This window comes from Myxococcus sp. RHSTA-1-4, from assembly GCF_020037125.1.
GTDB lineage: Bacteria > Myxococcota > Myxococcia > Myxococcales > Myxococcaceae > Myxococcus.
In genome coordinates this window covers 1-20,278 of sequence record NZ_JAIQDG010000046.1, presented here as the reverse complement: position 1 = coordinate 20,278, position 20,278 = coordinate 1, and the positions used below count along the sequence as shown (strand labels likewise).

The window sequence follows — 20,278 nt, the reverse complement described above, 5'->3', positions numbered from 1 at the left end:
TTTTGCATGATTGCTCGGGGGCGCTTGCGACCGGTAGAGTTCCGGCCGCTGGCGCCCCCGCTGCATTCCATTCCCATTCCGAGGCCCGCCAACTCCATGCAACAGCCCACGCCCCCGCGTCCCACGCTGCGCGTGTCCGATGACCGGACCTTCGTCGAAGCCGAAGCCGCCCTCGAGAAGGCCGGCCGAGTAGAGGAGCTGATCCGCCTCTACGAGGGGCGCTCTCGTGACGTCCCCGCCGACGAGGCCGTGCGCGTGTTGTGCCGCGCGGCGGAGCTGGCCCACGAGCGCCAGCGCAACGCGCCTCGCGCCGAGGAGCTGCTCAAGCGTGCGCTGCTGATTGGCAAGGACCCGCTGCCGGCGCTGCGCGGCCTCAAGCGGCTGCACGAGTCGCGGCAGGACGCGGCCTCGCTGGCGGACGTGCTGGAGCGGCTGGGCGCCGCCACACAGGGCGAGGAGGGCGCGGGCCACTACCTCAAGGCGGCGGACCTCTACGAGCAGAAGCTCTTCCGCCGCGACAGGGCGGTGCTGTGCCTGCAGCGCGCGGCGCGGGCGAAGCCGGACCGGGCCCTCTTCCGGCGCGTGCGGCAGCTCCTGCTGTCCGAGCAGCTCTTCCAGCCGGCCTTCGAGGCGCTGGAGCGCGAGCGCGAGGCGCTGGGCGACGCGGGCATGGCCGAGGAGTACGCGGCCCTCTCCGAGCGGCTGGTGGACGACCCCACCGAGCACGCGCTCGCGAACAAGGTGCTGGAGGTGGCGCGCGCGCTGGAGCCGCAGAATGCGCGCGTGGAGAAGGCGACGCGGGCGCTGCAGCGCTTCGAGCAGACGTGGCGCGACCGCGTGCGGATGCTGCGCAGCATGTCGCTGGAGGAGCGCGACCGGAAGAGCGCGGCGCGGCTGTCGCTGCTCGTGGCGAAGCTGTTCGCCTGGTACGACCCGGGCGCGGCCGGCAAGGTGAAGGAGGCGCTGGACCGCTGCTTCCTGCTGTGGCCGGGCATGCCGGAGGGCCTCGCGCTCATCGAGAAGATGGCCGAGCGCGCCGGCGGCGACTTCGCCCCGGCGATTGCGCAGATTGAGGCGATGGCGGGCGAGGTGAAGGACCGCGCCGCGCAGGTGGACCTGTGGCTGCGCGTGGGCACGCTGCGGCTGGGCAGGCTCAACGACGGTGACGGCGCGCTGGCCGCCTTCGAGAAGGCGGTGGCGGCGGACGCGTCCCGCGCGGACGCGGCGAGCCTCACCGCGGAGCTGCTGCTGGAGAGGGGCCGCGCCGCGGACGCGGTGGCGGTGCTGGAGCGCTACCTGGGCACGCTGAAGGACAAGGCGGCGCAGGCGGCCATGCGGCTGCGTCTGGCGGAGCTGTGCCTGACGCAGCTCAAGGACTCGGAGGCGGCGCGCGCGCACCTGGAGGCGGCGCTGAAGCTGGACTCCACCCAGGCGCTCGCGGCCTTCCAGCTCGCGCGGCTGCTGGCGGAGGACGACGAGCTCGAGGCGGTGGTGCCGCTCCTGGACCTGGCGCTGCTGGCCCCGCGCCCGCGCGCGGAGCGGGTGGCCTTCTGCGAGGCGCTCGCGCTGATGTTCGAGGAGAAGGACGACGCGCGCGGTGCCTTCGAGGTGCTGGCGCGGGCGCTGGAGCTGGACCCGGGCCGGCCGCTGCTGCTCGGCACCGTGGTGGAGCACGCGGAGAAGGCCCAGGCACAGCCCGCCCTGGCCCTGGCGCTGCAGCGCGCGGCGCAGGCGGCCCCGGTGGCGGAGGTGGCGGCGACGCTGTGGCGGCAGCTCGCGCAGCTCCTCCAGGGCCCCCTGGCGGACCCCGTGCGCGCCGAGGCGGCGTGGCGCGAGGTGCTGGCGCGCGTGCCGGGAGACGCGGCGGCGACGGAGGCGGTGAAGTCGCTGCAGGTGGCCGCGGCGCTCGCGGATGACCCGAGGGCCAGGGTCGAGGCGGAGCTGGCCCGGCGCGAGGCGGCCGGCGCCTCGCCCGAGGAGCTGGAGTCGCTGATGCGCCAGTGGGTGCTGCTCGCGCCGGAGGACCCGGTGGCGGTGCAGCGGCTGCAGGCGCTGTGCGTGGCGCTGTCGAAGTTCGACGAGGCTGCGGCGCTGGCCGGCCGGCTGGCGGGGCTCGCGGAGACGCAGCTCGAGCGCAACGAGTGGACGGCGCGGCAGGCCAAGCTGTACGCGGAGCGCCTGGGCCGGCAGCAGGACGCGGCGGACCTGTTCCTGAGCCTGCTGTCGGAGGGTGTCTCCACCGGCGTGGTGGTGGGTGGCCTGGAGCGGCTGGCGTCGGCGGGCGTGCGCACGGTGGAGATTGCCGAGGCGCTGGCGGCCCACTATGGACGGACGGGCGACCATCAGCGGCAGGTGGCGGCGCTCCAGCAGCAGCTCGAGGCCACGACGGACGCGGCCGCGCGCAAGCGCCTCTTCGCGCTGCTGGCCAGCATCCACGAGAAGCAGCTCGCCGACAGCCGCGCCGCCTTCGACGTGCGGATGCGCGCGCTGCGCGAGGACCCGAAGGACGAGAGCGGCCGCGCGGAGGCCCTGCGCCTTGCGAGGGATTTGTCCGCCCACGCCGAGCTGGGCCGCGTGCTGCGCACGCTCGCCTCCGAGCTGGAGGACCCGGCACTGGCGGTGTCGCTGCTCACCGAGGCCGCGGGGCTGGCGGAGGAGGGCGGACTGGCGGCGGAGGCCATTGCCTCGCTGGAGGCGGCGGTGGGCCGCGCGCCGGAGTCGAACGCGGTGCTCCAGCGGCTGGTGAAGCTGTACGGGCGCGCGGGCCGCGCGGCGGATGCGGAGGGCCTCCTGCGCAAGCGCATCCAGGGCTCGCGCGGGCCGGAGCGGCTGGAGCTGCTGCTGCAGCTGGTGGACCTCAACACGGAGCTGGGACGCCCGGCGCAGGCCGCCGAGGCGCTGCAGTCCGCGCTGTCTCACGGCGCCGAGGAGGGCCGGCACCTGCCGCGCCTGGCGGAGCTGTACGAGAAGGCCGGCCGCACGCGCGAGCTGGGCGACACGCTGGCGCGGATGATTGAGCTGGCGGAGTCGGCCGGCGAGGCGGACAAGGTGGCGCGCCTGAAGCTGCGCCGCGCGCAGCTGTTGCAGGGCTCGCAGGACGGCAGCGTGGAGGCGGTGCGCAGCTACGCGGACATCCTCACCCAGCGCCCCACGGACCCGGACGCGCTGGCCGCGCTGGAGGCCATGCTCGCCTCCGGCCCGGCGCGCGAGGCGGCGGCGCGCGTGCTGGTGCCCGCCCTCGAGCGCACCAAGGACCACCGCAAGCTGGTGGCGACGCTGGACGTGCTGGCGGAGGTGGCGAAGGACGACGCGGCGCGGGTGCAGGCGCTGCGGCACGCGGCGCAGGTGCACCTGGCGCACCTTCGGCAGCCGGAGCTGGCCTTCGCGGCCCTGGCGCGCGCCCTGCGGCTGGCGCCCGGTGACGCGGGCCTGCGCTCCACGGCGCGGCAGGCGGCCGAGGACGCGGACGCGCTGGACAGCTACGCGGAAATCCTCGCCGAGCTGGCGGAGGAGGGCGACGTGGGCCCGGCGCGGCTGGCGCTGCTGCGCGAGCTGGCCGAGGTGCAGGAGAAGAAGCTGGACGACAAGGCCGGCGCGGTGAAGGCCCTGCGCTCGCTGCTGGCCCTGGAGCCGGGCAACCTGGACAGCCTGCGCGCCCTGCAGCGCCTGCACCGCGCGGGCGAGGAGTGGGCCGCGCTGGCCGAGGTGCTGGAGAAGCTGGCCGCCGCGACGCCGGAGCCGGCCGAGCAGCTCGTCTTCCTGCGCGAGGCCGCGCTGCTTCACGAGACGCGGCTCACCGACCGTGAGAGCGCCGCCGCCGCGTGGCGCGCCATCGCCGAGCGCGACCCGGCCAACCGGGAGGCCGCCGCCGCGCTGGACCGCCTCTACACGGAGCTGGAGCGGAACGACGACCTGGCCTGGGCGCTGGAGCTGCGCCGCAAGCAGGAGGGACAGAGCCCGCAGGGGCGCGAGGTGTCCTTCCGCCTGGCGGAGCTGAAGCGCACGGAGCTGGACGACCCGAACGCCGCGCTGGGCCTCTACAAGCGCATCCTGGCCGAGGACCCCGGCCACCCGGGTGCCCGCGCCGCGCTGGAGGAGTGGGTGAAGGCGGCCGTGCCCGCGAGCGGCGCCGCGCTGGAGGTGCTGGACCCGGTGCTGGCCCAGGTGGGAGATCACGCCCGCCGCGTGGCCCTGCGCGAGGCGCGCATGGAGTCCGCGCTCACCGTGGAGAAGATCCTCCTCGCGGGTGAGGTGCGCCGCATCTACGAGCGCGACATGAACCAGGCCTCGCTGGCCTTCATGTCGGCGGTGAAGTCCTTCGCCCAGGGGCTGGACCGGGAAGGCGTGCGGCCGGACCTGGAGCGCCTGGCGCGCGAGACGGGCTCACACGAGGTGCTGGCCGAAATCTACGAGACGGCGGCGCTGGAGCTGACGTCCGGGGACCCGGCGGCGCTGGAGCTGCTGCGGCGGTCCGCGGAGCTGCGCGAGTCGCTGGACCAGCCGGAGGAGGCCGCGAGGCTGTGGAAGAACCTGCTGGCGGACGCGCCGCAGGACCGGCAGGCGCTGGAGGCCCTCTCGCGCCTGTACGAGAAGGGGCAGAACGCCAAGAGCCTGTCCGAGGTGTACACGCGGCAGGCGCAGCTCTCCACGGACCCGGCCGAGCGCGTGGGCCTGTTGCTCAAGGCGGGCGAGGCGTATGCCAACGCGGGCGAGGACTCGAAGGCCATCGAGACCTACCGCTCCGCGCTGGCGCTGCGGAAGGTGCCCGAGGGGCTGCTCGCCCTGGAGAAGCTGTACGCGAAGTCTCGGCGCTTCGTGGAGCAGGCGGACGTGCTGGACCAGCTCGCGGACGGCGCGGCGGACGACAACGCGCGCCGGGGCTGGCTGCTCAAGCGCGCGCAGCTGCTCGAGAAGGAAGTGGGCCCCGCCGAGTCGCTGCCGGTGTACCGCCGGCTGCTGGAGCTGGCGCCCGGGGACGGCCAGGTGGTGGCCGGCCTGGAGCGGCTGATGGCGCACGACGGCCCGCGCGTGGAGGCGGCGCGCCTCCTGGAGCCCGTCTACCGCGGCCTCAACGACACGCGGAAGCTGGTGGAGGTGGCGGAGGTGCTGCTGCCCGGCGTGGCGCCGGAGCGGCGGCTGGAGCACCTCCAGGAAATCGCCATGCTGCGCGAGGCGCTGGGCCAGACGTCGCTCGCCTTCGTCGCGCGCCTGCGCGCCTTCAACGAGTTCCCGCAGGAGGCCGCCGTCCGGGACGAGCTGGAGCGGCTCGCGGCGGACTCCGGCTCCTTCGAGGAGGTGGCCGGTGCCTACGAGGACCAGCTCGAGCGCGACCCGCAGGAGCCGCTGGCCGGTGATTTGTGGCGTCGCCTGGCGGCCATCTACGACAACCGCCTCAAGCGCTACGACCTGGCGGTCCGCGCGCTGGAGGAGGTGAGCCGGCGCGACCCGAAGAACAAGACGGTGCTGGAGTCCATCGCCCGCGTCCACCGCCGCACCGGCGCGCACCGCGAGCTGGCGCTGGTCATGCGCCGGCAGGTGGCGGCGGAGGAGAATGCGTCCTCGCAGGTGAACCTGCTCTTCGAGCTGGCCCACCTCGCCGAGGAGACGCTGGCGGACAAGGCCCTGGCGGCGCAGGCGTACCGGGAAATCCTCACCCTGCGGCCGGAGAACGGCAACGCGCTGAAGCTGCTGGGCCGCGTGCTGGCGGAGACGGAGCGCTGGCCGGAGCTGGCGCAGCACATCGAACGCGAAATCCAGCTCGCGGACGCGCGCGGCGCGCTGGAGGAGGCGTCCGACCTGCGGGTGCGCCTGGGCCGGCTGAAGGTGACCCGCCTGGAGGACCCGCGCGGCGCGCTGGAGCTGTACCAGGCGGTGCTGGCGCACAGGGCCGGGCACGCGGGCGCGGTGGGCGCGCTGGAGGAGATGGCGCGCTCGGACAGCCCGCTGCGCGGCGCCGCGGCCAGCGCCCTGGAGCCCATCTTCGCCTCGGTGGGCAACCACCTGAAGCAGGTGGAGATGCTGGAGTCGCGCGCCTCGGCGGAGACGGTGCCACAGGAGCGCGCCGCGCTGCTGCGCCGCATCGCCGAAATCTACTCCGGCTCGCTGGAGAACCCGGAGATGGGCTTCGTGTCCGCCACCCGCGCGCTGCGCGAGCTGCCGGACGACCTGCGCTCGCTGGAGATGTGCGTGGCGCTGGTGGACAAGGCGGAGGCGCCCGAGGAGCTGTCCGCGGTGCTGGCCGAGGTGGCGCCGAAGGCGGGGGATGCGTCCCGCGCAGAGCTGTACCGCGCGCTGGCCCGCATCCAGACGGACCTGGGCGAGCCGGCAGAGGCGCTGGCGTCCTGGAAGCGCGTGCTGGAGCTGCGCCCCACGGACACCGAGGCCCTGGACGGCACGGTGCGGCTGGTGGCCTCGCAGGGCAAGCCCACGGAGCTGCTGGAGGTGCTGCGCCGGCAGCTCGCCGTGGCGGAGGAACCGGCGCGCCGCGCGGCGGTGCTCTTCCAGATGGGCACGCTGCAGGAGGAGCAGCTCAAGGACTCGCTGAGCGCGCTGGCCACCTTCCGCCGCCTGCTGGAGCTGAAGCCGGACGACGTGGCGGCGCTGGAGCGCATGGAGGCGCTCTGCCAGAAGCAGGAGCGCTGGCCCGAGCTGGCGGACGTGCTGGCGAAGCGCATCGCCCTCCTTCCGCCCGAGGAGGGCGTGGAGCTGAAGTTCCGCCTGGCCACCGTGCGCGAGTCCCGGCTGCTGGACCGGACGGGCGCGCTCGCGCTGTACGGCGAGGTGCTGGCGGTGCAGCCCAACCACGCGGGCGCGGTGGGCCGCCTGGAGGCGCTCGTCACCCGCGAGCCGCAGAACCTGCTGGCGGTGGAGACGCTGCTGCGCGCCCTGCGTGCCGCCGGTGACGTGCCGCGCCTGGCGCAGGTCATCGAGACGCGTGTGGGCGTGTCCACCGACGCCTTCGAGCGCAAGGCGCTGCTGGGCGAGCTGGCCACGCTGCGCGAGGCGCAGGGCGAGGCGGAGCTCGCCTTCCTGGCCCTCTTCCGCGCCTTCAAGGAGGACCCCAACGACGGCGAGGTGCGCCGCCGGCTGGAGAACGCCACGGACGCGGCCGACAGCTACGACGAGCTGGTGGCGGCGTACGAGGAGGCGCTGCCGCGCGTGGCCGAGGCCGCGGACGCCGCGCAGGTGTGCCTCAAGCTGGGGCAGCTGCTGGAGACGAAGCTGCGCGACTCCGACCGCGCCGTCTCCTACTACGAGCGCGCGCGCACGCTGCACCCCGCGGTGCAGGACAAGGCGCTGGTGGCGCTGGACCGGCTGTACATGCACCTGGAGGCGTGGCCGGAGCTGGCCGGCATCCTGGAGGCGCTCGTCACGGGGGCCACCGAGCCCGCGGACAAGGTGGGCTACCTCTTCCGCCTGGGGCAGCTCTACCAGGAGCGGCTGGACAGCCCGGACCGGGCGGCCGGGGCGTACGAGGCCATCCTCAAGCTGGAGCCGGCGCACCTCGCGTCCGCGCGGCTGCTGGAGGGCATCTACGAGAGCGCCAACGCGTCCGAGAAGCTCTACGCCATCCTGAAGCTCCAGGCCGACAAGGTCTCCGGCGCCGAGCGCGACCGCGTGCTGGCGAAGATGGCGCAGGTGTCCTCCGAGGGGCTTGCGGACCTGGACCGCTCCATCGAGCTGTACCGCGAGCTGCTGGCGAAGAACTCTCGCAACGAGCAGGCCTTCTCCGCGCTGGAGTCGCTGTACGAGCGCGCCGACCGCCCGAAGGACCTGCGCGAGCTGCTGGAGGGCCGGCTGGCGGCGACGCTGGACCCGCGCGAGGTGGTGCGCCTCAACGAGCGGCTGGGGCGCGTGGTGTACCGCCTGCTGAAGCAGCCGGACGACGCGGTGCCGTACTTCAAGGCCGCGCTGGACCGCGACCCGCGCCACCGGGGCGTGCTGGACAGCCTGCGCGACCTGTATGACGAGACGGGCCAGCGCGAGGAGCTGGTGGGCGTGCTGCGCCGGCTCATCCCGCTGCAGGAGAGCAGTGAGGGCGTGAAGGCGCTGCGCCTGCGGCTGGCCGAGGTGCTGGCCGGCATGGGCCGCCGCGAGGAGGCGCTGGACGCCGCCCGCCGCGCGCTGGAGGTGGAGCCGCACCAGGTGCCGGACCTGGAGCGTGTGTACGCGCTCTTCGAGTCGCTGCGCGCCTGGAACGACGCGGTGCGCGCCCTGGAGCTGAAGGTGCAGGTGCACCTGGCGGCCGAGGAGCGCGAGCAGGCGGTGGCCACGCACTTCGCGGTGGCGGACCTGTGGGTGGGGCAGGGCGGCAAGCCCGAGCTGGCCGCCGGCGCGCTGGAGAAGGTGCTGGAGCTGGACCCGGCCAACCGCACCGCCTACGAGCGCGCGTGCGCGCTGTACAAGACGCACAACGACTGGCGCGCGTACGCCACGGTGATGGACCGCTACATGCCCCACCTCGTGACGAACGAGGAGAAGCTGGCCGCGCTGCGCGAGCTGGCCCGGGTGCAGGAGGAGCGGCTGGGGCAGAAGGACGTGGCCTTCCTCGCGCTGTGCCGCGCGCTGCAGCTCGACGCGTCGGACGACACGCTGCGCGAGGAGGTGGAGCGGCTGGCGGACGAGACGGGCAGCCACGAGGAGCTGGCCGCCGTCTACGAGGAGGTGGCGGACGAGCTGCCTCGCGGCACGCTCGCCGAGCGCCTCTACGCCACGCTCGCGCGCGTGCACGACACGCGGCTGGATGACCCGCAGGCCGCGGAAGGGGCGTTCCGGAAGATTCTCGAGTTCGACCCGACCAACGCCACCGCGCTGGACGGGCTGGCCGCCGTGTTCCAGCGGCGCGGGCGCGACAAGGAGTACGTCGTCGCCCTCGAGCAGAAGCTGGAGGCCGCCGGCTCCATTGAGCAGCGCAAGGGCATCCTCCGCGAGATTGCCCGCGTCTGGGACGAGAAGCTGGAGGACCCGTCGGAGGCCGCCAGCGCGCTGCTGCGCGCGCTGGAGCTGGAGCCGGACGCGGAGACGCTGGGCGTGCTCACCGCGCTGTACCGGCGGCAGCGCTCCTGGCCGGACGTGGCGTCCACGCTGCTGCGCGCGCGTGATCTGGCGGACACCGTCGAGGAGCGCGCCCGCATCCAGGTGGAGGTGGCCGGCGTCTACGAGCGCGACATCGGCGACGACGAGGCCGCGGTGGCCGCCTACCGGCAGGCGCTGGAGTTGGACCCCGTCAACCGCACGGCGCTGGAGGCCCTGGAGCGGCTGCACACGCGGCTGGACCAGCCGGCGGACCTGCTCGCCATCTACGAGCGGATGCTGGAGCTGAGCGAGGACTGGCGCGAGAAGGTCCGCGTCCTCTTCCGCAGCGCCACCATCTGGGAGGACAAGTACCAGAACCCGGCCAACGCGGACGTGTGCGTGGAGGGCGTGCTCTCCATCGACCCGCAGAACGTCCAGGCCATCAAGGCGCTCATCCGCCTGCGCCGGATGCAGGGCCGCTGGGAGGACCTCATCTCCGCCTACGAGCGGCAGCTCTCGCTGGCCGTGAGCCCGCAGGAGCAGGCCGAGCTGTACGTGGACATCGGCAACGTCCAGTACCAGCAGCTCAAGGCGCTGGACAAGGCGGTGAACAGCTACCACGCGGCGCTCGCGGCGGACCCCGCGTGCCGGCCGGCGCTGCACGCGCTGGGCAACCTGTACGAGCGCAGCGGCAACTGGCCCTTCGCGCTGGAGATGCTGGCGAAGGAGGCGGAGCTCGCCGGCCAGACGCCGGACGCGGTGGAGCTGTACTACCGGCTGGGGAAGATCAACGAGGACATGCTGATGGACTCCGGCAGCGCCCGGAGCGCCTACCAGCAGGCCCTCGCCATCGACGCGGGCCACCTGCCCAGCATCCGCGCCCTCAAGGGCATCCAGGAGCAGGAGAAGGACTGGAGCGGCTACGAGCAGACGCTCCTCCAGGAGGCGGAGCAGACGGAGGACCCGGTCGCCAAGGGCCGCGCGCTGCTGGACGTGGCGCGCTACCACGCGGAGACGCGCGAGGACCGGGAGACGGCCACCGGCTACTGGGAGCAGGCCCTCAAGCACATCCCGGACAGCCTGGAGGCCGCGCGCCCCCTGGCGGACGTCTACATCGCACGCGAGGACTGGGCGTCCGGTGAGCGGATGCTGGACATCGTCACGCGGAAGATGGCGGAGAAGGCCATGGCGGAGAAGGACTCCGTCAGCGCCGCGGACCTCTGCCGCCAGCTCTACCGCCTGGGCTACGTGGCGGAGAAGCTGGGCAAGCGCGACAAGGCCCTGAGCTGCTACGAGAAGGCCTACGAGCTGGACGCCACCTACCTGCCCGCGCTGGAGGGCTACGGCAACCTCCTGGTGCAGACGCGCCGCTACGAGGGCGCGCTCAAGGTCTTCCAGACCATCCTCATCCACCACCGCGAGGAGCTGACGGACCTGGAGGTGGTGGAGGTCTACTGGCAGATTGGCGACATCCACGCCGCGCTCGGCCAGGCGGACCGCGCGCAGAACCACTTCGAGAAGGCGCTGGCCATCGACCCCGGCCACGAGCCCACGCTGCGCGCGCTGGTGGCGCTGATGGACAAGGCGGCCCAGTACGAGAAGTCCGCCGAGCTGCGCCAGCAGCTCGTGGGCGTGCTGGAGGGCGAGGCGAAGGCGAAGGTGGCCCTGGACCTGGGCCGCATCGCCCGCGACCACCTGCACGACCCGTACATGGCCATCGACGCCTTCACCACGGCGCTCAAGGCGCAGCCGGACGCGCCCGAGGTGATGGACCAGCTCTACGTGCTGCTGCGCGAGACGCGGCAGGGCCAGAAGGCCGCGGACGTGCTGGCGCGGATGCTGGCGCTGCCCGCGCTGGCCATGGAGCCGCACAAGGCCAAGCGCGTGTGGTTCGCCCTGGGCGAGCTGCGCCGCGATGACCTGAAGGACGTGGAGGGCGCCACCCAGGCCTTCAACGCGGCCCTGGACCTGGACCCCCGCTTCGTGGAGGCCTTCAGCGCGCTGGAGGCGATGCTCGGCGCGGCGCGCCAGTGGAAGTCGCTGGAGGAGAACTACACGAAGATGCTGGGCCGGCTGCCCAAGACGCCGGAGACGCACGTGGCGCGCATGGCGCTGTGGCGCGCGCTCGGCGACCTGTACCTCCAGGTGCTCAAGCACCCGGAGGGCGCGGTGGCCGCCTACGGCGTGGCCGCCAAGGGCCTGCCGGACGACGCGGCGGTGCAGGAGACCTTCGCGGAAGTCGCCGGGCAGATGCCGGGCAAGGAGGAGGAGGCCATCGCCGCGCTCCGCCGCGCGCTGCCCAACACGACGGACCCGCGCAAGGTGTGCGGGCAGCTCGTGCGCCTGGCCGCGCTGCGCAAGGACTACGACGGCGCATGGCTGGCGGCGCAGGCGTCGTCCGGCCTGCTGGGCGAGGCGGGTGAGGACGAGCAGGAAATCCTCACCAAGCTGGGGCCCTACGCGAAGAAGAAGGACGTCGCGCAGCGGCCGCTGAACGACCAGCTCTGGCACAACCACCTCTTCCACCCGAAGGCGCGCGGCCCGCTGGCCGAGCTGATGGGGCTGCTCTTCGAGAAGGTGGGCCACCTGTACGCGGTGCCCTTCCCGCAGTACCAGCTGGTGCCGAAGAAGCACCGCATCGACGTGGCCAGCGCGCAGGAGTACCACGTGCACCACTACCGGTACGTGGCGCGCCTGCTGGGCATGGAGGCGGTGGAGCTGTACTCGCCCTTCCTCGTGGCCACGCGCGAGCGCATGGCGAAGCGCTCCAACGAGCCGGCCCCCGAGCCGCTCATCAACGTGGAGCTCTTGCAGACGCACCCGGCCTGCGTGCGCGTGGGCGGCAAGTACTTCGCGGAGCAGGGCCAGAAGGAGGTGTACTACCTCCTGGGCCGCACCCTGGCGCTGGCGCGTCCGGAGCTGGCCTTCAGCCAGCGCGTGGCCGTGGAGCGCCTGGAGGCCATCCTCCAGGCGGCCCTGAGCCTCGTGGTGGGCAACGTGCGCATCGCGGAGGCGCAGCACCTGGTGGAGCCGGAGCGGAGGCTCTTGGAGAAGAGCCTCAGCGAGCCGGACCGCGCGGCGCTGGCCAAGGCCGCCCGGGCCTGGCTGCCCGGCGCCACGCCCCAGGCCGTGCGCCAGTACCTGGAGGGCGCGGAGCTGACCGCCGCCCGCGCCGGCCTCTTCGCCGCGGGCGAGATGGAGCCGGTGCGCCGCCTCGTCCAGGGCGAGACGGGCTCCGCCTTCCGCGTCCCCGTGCGCAACAAGCTCCGGGAACTGTTGGTGTTCGCCACCTCCGAGGACCTGCACGCGCTGCGTGTCGCCGTGGGCACCCACGTGGAGGTGCAGGTGCGCAAGTAGCGACAGAACCCTGGCGAGGGTTCACGCGTTGATGAGGAGCCGGGCGGGCGTGGTGCCCATTCTTGACCCCTCCGGGGGTCACTTCTACGATTCGGGCGGGATTTCTCCCGTCATTTCCGAGGCTTACGGAAAAGATGCGTTTCGTCTGCGACAGCTGCCGCGCGCAGTACATGATCAGCGACGACAAGGTTGGCCCCAAGGGGGTCAAGGTTCGTTGCAAGAAGTGCGGCCACACCATCACCGTGCGCCCCGCTGGCGCGCCGGCCGCGAAGGACTCGGCGCCGGAGGCCGCGACTTCGTCACCTTCCACCACGAATGGCGCGGGCAAGGAGGCGGAGTCGTCCGCCGCGTCCCTGCCCACGTCGCTCGGCACGCCCCCCGAGGGCGGCCTCTTCACGGACGTGGAAGAGGACGAGATTGGCGCGGTCTTCGACCAGGTCCTCAGCTCCGGGACGAACAAGATTCCGGCGGGCGAGGCGGCCGAGGCCGCGGCGCGTGAGGCCAGCGCGGAGAACGTGCGCAAGCTGGCCGAGGCCGAAGCCGAGCCCGCGAAGGAGGAGGCGAAGTCCAACGCCGCCGCGCACGAGTGGTACGTGGCCATCGACGAGAAGCAGGTCGGCCCGTTCACCGTGGAGAAGGTAAAGGACCTCTGGGACCGTGGCGAGGTGGGCCCGGACAGCCTCTGCTGGCGCTCGGGCTTCAGCGACTGGATTCCGCTGTCTGAGGCCACGGAGATGGCCTCGGTGCTGGCGCCGCGGCCGTCCAAGCCCGTCATCGTCGCGCCCGAGCCGGTGTCCGGCACGACGCCCACGGTGTCCGCCGGGCCGGTGCAGTCCGCCTTCAGCGCGGGCAAGGCGTCTCGCGGTGACAGCGCGCCGGCCTCCGAGGAGCCGGTGGTGGGCTGGAAGCCGTCCGCCGCCAGCGTGCTGGCCTCGCTGGTGAAGGAGGAGAACGACGCGTTCGCCAAGCCGCCGCCGACGCCCGCGCCCGCGCTGGGCAAGGAGCCCGTCTCCCAGTCGCGCCTGCTGGACGTGCCCATGCCTCCGCCGGAGCCGGTGTCCTCGCCGTCCCTGCGTGGCGCGGACGCGATGATGGGCGCGCCCATGGCGCCCGTGGCGCAGGTTCCCTATGGGACGCAGCCGGGCATGCCGTACCCGGCGCAGCCCGTGCAGCAGGCGCCGTACGTGCAACCCCCGCAGTACGCGCAGCCCATGGCGGCGCCGTACCCGCAGCAGCCGGCCTATCCGCCCGCGTACCCGCCTCCTGGAGGCGCGCAGGGTGGGGGCAAGAGCAAGACGGGCATGATGGTTGGCGCCGCCGCCGCGTTCCTCTTCGTCGCGGGTGGAGCGGTGGTGTTCTTCGTGAGCAACAACAACCGCGCCGACACGCCCACGCAGCCTCCGGTGGCGGTGGCGCAGCCTGCGAACACGGGCATGCCGCCCATGCCTCCGCCTCCTGCCGCCGTGGCGCAGAACACGCAGACGGCCCCGGCCAACCCGGCGGCGGCTCCCGCGGCTCCCGCGGCGGCGCCTGGTACGACTCCGGCGCCTGCGGCTCCGGGCACGGCGGTGGCCGCGGCTCCGGCGAACCCGGCGGCTGCTCCGGCTGCCGCTGGGGCCGCGCCCGCGGCGGCTCCGGCGGCCGCGACGCCCCCGGCCGCGGTGGCGGCTGCTCCGGCGGCGCCCGCGACGGCTCCGGCGGCGGAGACGGCGAAGCCCGCGGAGCCTCAGGCGGTGGCGAAGGTGGACCGTTCGGGAACGACGCGGCGTCCCACGTCTTCGTCGGGAACCGTGCGTCGCGAGGAGCCCGAGGTGCGGTCGCAGCCGGCGCGCGCGGAGCGCCCGTCCTCGAGCGAGGGGGACAGCGACGACTTCGACGAGTTGTTCGGCACGAAGAAGTCGAAGCCGGAGCCGAAGCAGCCGGAGGCGCGGCCCACCACGTACGTGCCGCCCGAGCCCGGCGGCGCCATGCCCGAGCGCCTGCAGCAGTCGGACATCATGGCGGTGGTGCTGGCCAACAAGCCCGCCATCGTCAAGTGCGTGAACGAGCAGAAGAAGAAGGACCCGGCGCTCAGCGGAAAGCTGGTGATGCGGTGGACCATCCAGACGAGTGGGAAGACCACTGCCATCTCGTGCCGCACGGATGAGTTCCGCTCCACCTACATGGCGAGCTGCATCACCGGGCTCATCAAGAGCTGGTCCTTCCCCCGCCACAAGAAGCAGGGCGAGCCCATCGACTTCCCGTTCACCTTCTGAGCAGCTGTGAGCGGTGGGCGGGTGTGGCAGGCGTGACGCATGAGTCATGCCTGCCCGCCTCCGCTCGAAGTGTCTGCTTTCGTGAGCGCTGAATTTCCTCTGACGCGGGACGTCTACAGCGGCGTCAACACTCGTTGACACTTCAGGACAAGCGGGACTAAAGCCGTGCCCGCTTCCAAGGACGTTGGGGTCTGGTGTCAGTGGCCGGAGACCCCGAGAGACGTTCCCACTCAGGAGGAAATCTCAAAATGCAGCTTCGCAAGATGATGCTGATGCTCACGGCGCTGGGCGCGATGAGCGGTTTCATGGCTGGTTGCGGTGATGATGGCAACGGTGGTCCCGCCAGCTGCACCAGCAACGACGAGTGCGATACGGAGACCGAGATCTGTCACCCCACCGCCAACGTGTGCGTGCAGACGTGTGACGCCGCTGCGGACTGCCCCGACACGGCGAAGGTCTGCGCCACCCTGGGTGGCACGGGCCCGGACGCCGCCACCAAGATCTGCCAGTGCTCCACGAACGAGCTCTGCAACGGCGACTCCGAGACCGCCGACCTGGTCTGCTCCGATCTGGACAACGTCTGCGTGACGAAGTGCACCGCCGATGCTGACTGCGGCGAGGGGCGCGCGTGCGACGAGGCGAGCGGCCAGTGTGAGGAGGAGGACACCACGGGCGACACCTGCACCGGTGAGGGCCTGTCCACGTGCAGCTATGGGCAGATCTGCACGAGCGGTGCTTGCGCGGCGCCCCCTGCGCCGACGTGCCAGAACTACACCCAGTTCCCCAACAAGTCTGACCTGGGCACGACGGGCCCCATCATCTACAAGACCGAGTTCGTGTCCGCCACGACCGACACCAACTTCTGTGGCACGTCCGCGCCCAAGCGCCTGCGCATCCGGGTCTCTGCGTACTCCAACACGCCGTTCCCGCAGACCTCTGCAGAGCTCAGCTCGTTCTTCTATGTCAGGACGAATGGCACCAGTCAGAATGCGAGCATCAGCAGCTCGTCGGGCAACTATAACGTGACGGGCACCAACCGTGACCAGGCGGAGATCATCGTCAACCTCTGTGTTGACGCCTCCAGCACCACCAACTCGGCCGGCTTCTTTTTCCGGAACGGCAACTTCGTCTGCCATCAGTCCAACTACCAGTAAGCGCCCGAGCAGTTGAGGACCCGAGCCCCGCCCTGCTTGCATGGGCGGGGCTCATCTGTTGTGGACGTACAGTGTGTGTGCCCACCCTCGGCGCGCAGTAGGAGTTCGCAGGGGTGATTGGGGCGTACGATGAATTTCGCCAACGCACGGACGTCTTGAGAGATGCGCGCGGGCATCCCGGCGTCTTGAGTAAGGAGAGTCCATGCTGTCTACCAAGCTGATTCGAACGCTGACCCTCGGCCTCGCTCTTGCTGCTCCAGCGGCGATGGCGAGCGACACCGCTGAGAAGCTGAACTGCCCCGCCGGTACGATCCAGACTGGCACCAAGGCTGAGGGGCTCGTGTGCGTCAAGTCGAAGAGCCAGGGGGAGGGCCAGGTCGCCCATGGCACGTACGTCGAGTACCACCCCAATGGGAAGAAGGCGACCCAGGGGCAGTTCGAGAACGGCTTCAAGGTCGGTGTCTGGACGTTCTACGACGAGGCAGGAAACAAGCGGAGCACGGCGGAGTTCAGCCGCGGTGACTGGCATGGCCAGCGGGTGATGTACTTCCCGAATGGCAAGCCTCGTCTCGTTGAGGAGTACCAGAAGGGCAGCAAGCACGGCCTGGTGAAGGAGTTCTCCGAGGACGGCAAGGTCGTCAGCCAGGTGCGGTACGAGAACAACCGCCCCGTGGCGAACCAGTAATCGCCCGTCAGGCAGCTTGATGGGACAGAAGGCCCTCTCCCTTACGTGGGGTGAGGGCCTTCGTACGTTCCGGGGACTTTTCCAAGCACCTCGGCTCGGCTAGGAAGTCCGTTGTGAAGGCACCTTCGCTCACTCCCGTTCTGCCCGACATCCCCATTCGCAAGGTGGAGGAGATGGGCCTGCGCGAGTTGGAGCGCATCCGGCTCATCCTCCGCGGCGGCTCGGTGATCGACTGGCGGCGGATGCACTTCCAGGCGCGGGACGAGGTGGACAACTTCCTGCGCCTCTATGGCCTCGACGTCTCCCGGCCCTATGACGAGGCGTGGGCCCGCGGGGTGCTGACGGAAGCTGTGGAGTACCTGCGCAAGACGTTCAACTACCGCGTCGCGGACACGGTGGCGCAGCCGGACGAGGTCCACGACCTGTTCCTCTTCGCCTCCGGTGCGAAGGGTGCTCCTCGCCACCGCCGCATCGCCTGCGTGGTGCTGAAGGTGATGCACGTCATCCAGCACATCGAGGGGAGGGACCTCCTCTTCCGCTTGGCGGTGTCGGAGGCGGAACTGGCGGAGTTGGTGACAGAGAAGGTGCTCAACGTCGCGCAGGAGATGCAGGCCAAGGGACTGCCCGTGGTGGAGTTCGCGCACTCCATCAAGACGCGGGACTCGCTCATCACCAAGCTGCTGGCCAAGAAGGAGACGGTAGCGGCGCAGGTGTACGACCGGACGCGCTTCCGCGTGGTGACGCGGAAGCGCGAGGACCTGCTGCCGGTGCTGTACTACCTCACGCAGCGGCTCTTTCCCTTCCACCTCGTGGTACCGGGCCAGACGGAGAACACCCTCATCCCCTTCAAGTCGGTGCTCGCGGAGAACCCCCACTTCGAGGCACATACCTCCCAGCTCCATCTGGACCGTGACTACGAGGACCGGGAGGACCGCGGCGGCAACGTCTTCTCCGGCAACACCTACCGGGCGCTCAACTTCGTGGTGGACATCCCAGTGCGCATGGACGCGTACCTGCCGCCTCCGGAACAGGACACGCGCCAGCGCAAGGGCCGCATCGTCATCTCCCTGGTGGAGTTCCAGATGGTCGACGAGGAGACCGCCCGCCTCAACGAACTGGGGGAGAACGCTCACGAGGCCTACAAGCGCCGCCAGAAGCAGCGCGTGCTCAAGCGGTTGAGTCAGGGCCTCGTGGTGCCCAAGCGTCAGCTCTGAACTGCTCTCTGTACCGATGAGTTCGTGTAGCTGGCAGAGATGCCCGACCTGAATCAGTCGGGCGCCTCTGTCGCTCAGTCGCAGCTACTGGTTGTACCTGCGGACGTAGATATTGGATGTCGAACCGTCTGTCTCGTGCCACGCCACGATGGGCAGGCTGCTTCGGTCGAGAACAAGTGAAGGCACAAAACCAGGAGTGCTGGCACCAGCGGCAGCACTCAATGGCGCGCCAACACGTTCCCACAAAGCTCCTGATTGACGAGACACATAGATTGACCGCTCGGGAGAAACAAAACCACTCCATGCGATGACAGCGCGACCATCATCGCCCACGGCAAGCGAAGGTCGCGAGTTGGCGGTCGAGAAGTTGCTCACCAAAACGGGCGTCTGCCATGAAGAACTGAGCCACTGAGCAAGGAAGACTTGGCCGTCTGATCCTCTATTTGTGCTCTCCTCCCACGCAACGAGAGGCTCTCCGGCCTCGTTGACGGCAATCGAGGCCCACTCGGCAGTGGTGGTTGTTGAACTTGATGCGATTTCGATTCCCAGGGACTGGGTATGATTCTTCAGTACGCCGATAACGCGCTTTTGTGCACTTTCGGAGAACGCATCGTAGGCTGCAAAGACCGAGGTTCCCTGGCTTGCCAGTGAGCCAATCCCAGGCATGGCGTGCGTTGCCGGGCGGTTGACCGCAAGTGAATCCCACGAGGTCGCGTTTGAGGCCAAGCTGAATCCCCTGACTTGCAGGACGCCGCCTTGATTGTACGTTGTGTACAGATAGAGGGTGCCTTGCTGAGTAACGGCAAGGGCGGGATTGGAAATGTAGTGGCCGCTTGCCCCCGAGATGGGAAGGGTGGGAAGGGATGTCCATGTGCCGTTGGTCCACGTTCGGGCATAGGCACTTTGGCCTGAATCTCCAGTACCGAGAAGTTCGTTCCAGGCAACAACGATGTTGCCGGATGGGGTGATGATAAGGGCTGGGTTGTCGGCGTCTGTTCCGGCGGAAGGTAGCGCGCTCAGCGAAGAGCCAAGCGTCACCCAGGTTTCGCCATTCCATTGGGCTACATGGACGTTCTTGGCCGTACCATCGAACTCGGACCAGGCAATGACAGGCTTCCCGGTCGAATCGAGTTTCATCACAACATTTTCCGCCGGCGTTGCTCCAGGATGTGCACTGATGGCCCCACCCAGGGACAACCAATCGGGAACCGTGAAGGTCCAGGGTTCACTGAGAACCAGGGGATTACCCGCAAGGTCCGTGACGGGCTGTCCGCTGGTGCCCAAGTGCACCGTCATGGTGCCCGGCGCAGGAAGGAGAGTTGCCGGAGTGAGCGTCAACCGCCGTCCATCCTCCGAGAGGGCAATGGCCTTTTCTACGTTCACACCGCCACTGGCCGTGAGCGCCACAGTAGCGGCCGTCACCGTCGCAGTCTTGAGCGGTTCGCTGAACGTCACCTCGATGATGGCTCGTGCGCTCACATTCACCTCGCGCTGAGCGGGAGTTCGGGTTTCAGTCCTGGGGGCCGTGCGGTCGACAACCACCGTGCGCTCAAACGACGGAAACAGTTGAGTGCCGCGAATCGCGTATGCGGTGATGTGATGCTCGCCTTCCTCGACCTGGTTCGTGTCCCACGTATAGGTGAACCGGGGCGCGGTCAGCCGGGCCAAGAGTTCCGAACCGTTTCTCAGTTCCACCGCATCGGCGGTGCCGCCCTCCACCGCGGCTTCGAGCGCCACGGTACCGTTGACGTAGCTTCTCGCCCCTGAGGGAGATACCCAGCGCACCAGGAGGTCACCCGCCCTGACGATATTGAGCGTGATGGAGACGTCCCGGCTCAGATTCCCGGAGGTAGCTCGCAAGACGAGCGTCGCGCTTCCTGGTTCGGCGCTGGTCGAGACGGAAACTCGGAGCGTCGCTGTCGTGGCGCCAGAGGAAATGGTCACTGGCTGAGCGACAACGCCAGCCGGTGAAGCCAGGAGACTGATGCTCACGCTCTCCACGAATCCACCCGTTCGCGCGATAGTCAGCTGGAGCTCCTTTGCTTCGCCTTGAAACACCGAGTCCTGGAGTGGCGAGGCAGTGAACGTGAAACTGGGCGTCTGGACTGGGCCCGCATCAGGAGGAGACCCCGCATCGGGTGGAGCCTGTGAGCCAGCATCGGCACCGGGGTCAGGAGGCTCAACCACTTCAGGAACATTGATACAGGCCGAAGCCAAGTACAGCAGGGACACTGCGATGATGAGGTGGAATCTGGACATACTGGCATGCGTCGCAAGAACCGTTCCGCGCCTCAAGCGACAAGATGTCGGGGCCTCCTCGGCCCCGTGGCCCTCGCGACCTGCCGGCCCTCTCTCATGCCCCGTGCCTCCAGGCCAGCCCCAGCCCCATCCAGCGCCTTGGACGGGCATCCAGCTCCCGAGACGGGTGCCCCCAAGGGGAACCCCCGCCCCCCGGAAACACGAACGCCCGCGGCCCCGGCTGTGACTCCGGGACAACGGGCGTGGAAGCTGCGGCGCGCGTGTGTTGACGAGCACCCTGGATGAGGGCTCGAGGCCCGAGTTCGAGCCGGCGGCGTGATGGGTTCGCGCCGCTCGCCC

Annotated in this window: 6 protein-coding genes; 5 read left to right on the top strand and 1 reads right to left on the bottom strand. The window is 70.5% G+C overall.

Features of this window, described 5'->3' with window-relative positions; translation table 11 throughout:
- Nucleotides 1-96 precede the first annotated feature (96 nt).
- The 5 genes from K8638_RS39580 (at nt 97) to K8638_RS39560 (ending at nt 17,680) form a co-directional block, all read left to right on the top strand.
- A complete protein-coding gene (locus K8638_RS39580; RefSeq protein ID WP_223759938.1) occupies nt 97-12,372 on the top strand; it encodes a tetratricopeptide repeat protein in 12,276 nt (4,091 codons plus the stop codon).
- A gap of 134 nt (nt 12,373-12,506) precedes the next feature.
- Nucleotides 12,507-14,627, top strand: a complete 2,121-nt coding sequence (gene gltJ, locus K8638_RS39575; protein WP_223759937.1) for an adventurous gliding motility protein GltJ — start codon at nt 12,507-12,509, stop codon at nt 14,625-14,627.
- 248 nt (nt 14,628-14,875) lie between these two features.
- Complete coding sequence (locus tag K8638_RS39570) at nt 14,876-15,781, top strand: hypothetical protein (RefSeq protein WP_223759936.1); 906 nt, start codon at nt 14,876-14,878, stop codon at nt 15,779-15,781.
- Nucleotides 15,782-15,983: 202 nt separating this feature from the next.
- Nucleotides 15,984-16,466 (top strand): toxin-antitoxin system YwqK family antitoxin, encoded by a 483-nt coding sequence (locus K8638_RS39565; protein WP_223759935.1) that lies wholly within the window; start codon nt 15,984-15,986, stop codon nt 16,464-16,466.
- A gap of 113 nt (nt 16,467-16,579) precedes the next feature.
- Nucleotides 16,580-17,680, top strand: coding sequence for a TIGR04552 family protein (locus K8638_RS39560; RefSeq protein ID WP_223759934.1), 1,101 nt, complete (start codon nt 16,580-16,582; stop codon nt 17,678-17,680).
- An 84-nt stretch (nt 17,681-17,764) separates the two neighbouring features.
- Here the strand turns inward: K8638_RS39560 and K8638_RS39555 are convergent, their stop codons facing one another.
- Nucleotides 17,765-19,672, bottom strand: coding sequence for an Ig-like domain-containing protein (locus tag K8638_RS39555; RefSeq protein ID WP_223759933.1), 1,908 nt, complete (start codon nt 19,670-19,672; stop codon nt 17,765-17,767).
- Nucleotides 19,673-20,278: the final 606 nt, after the last annotated feature.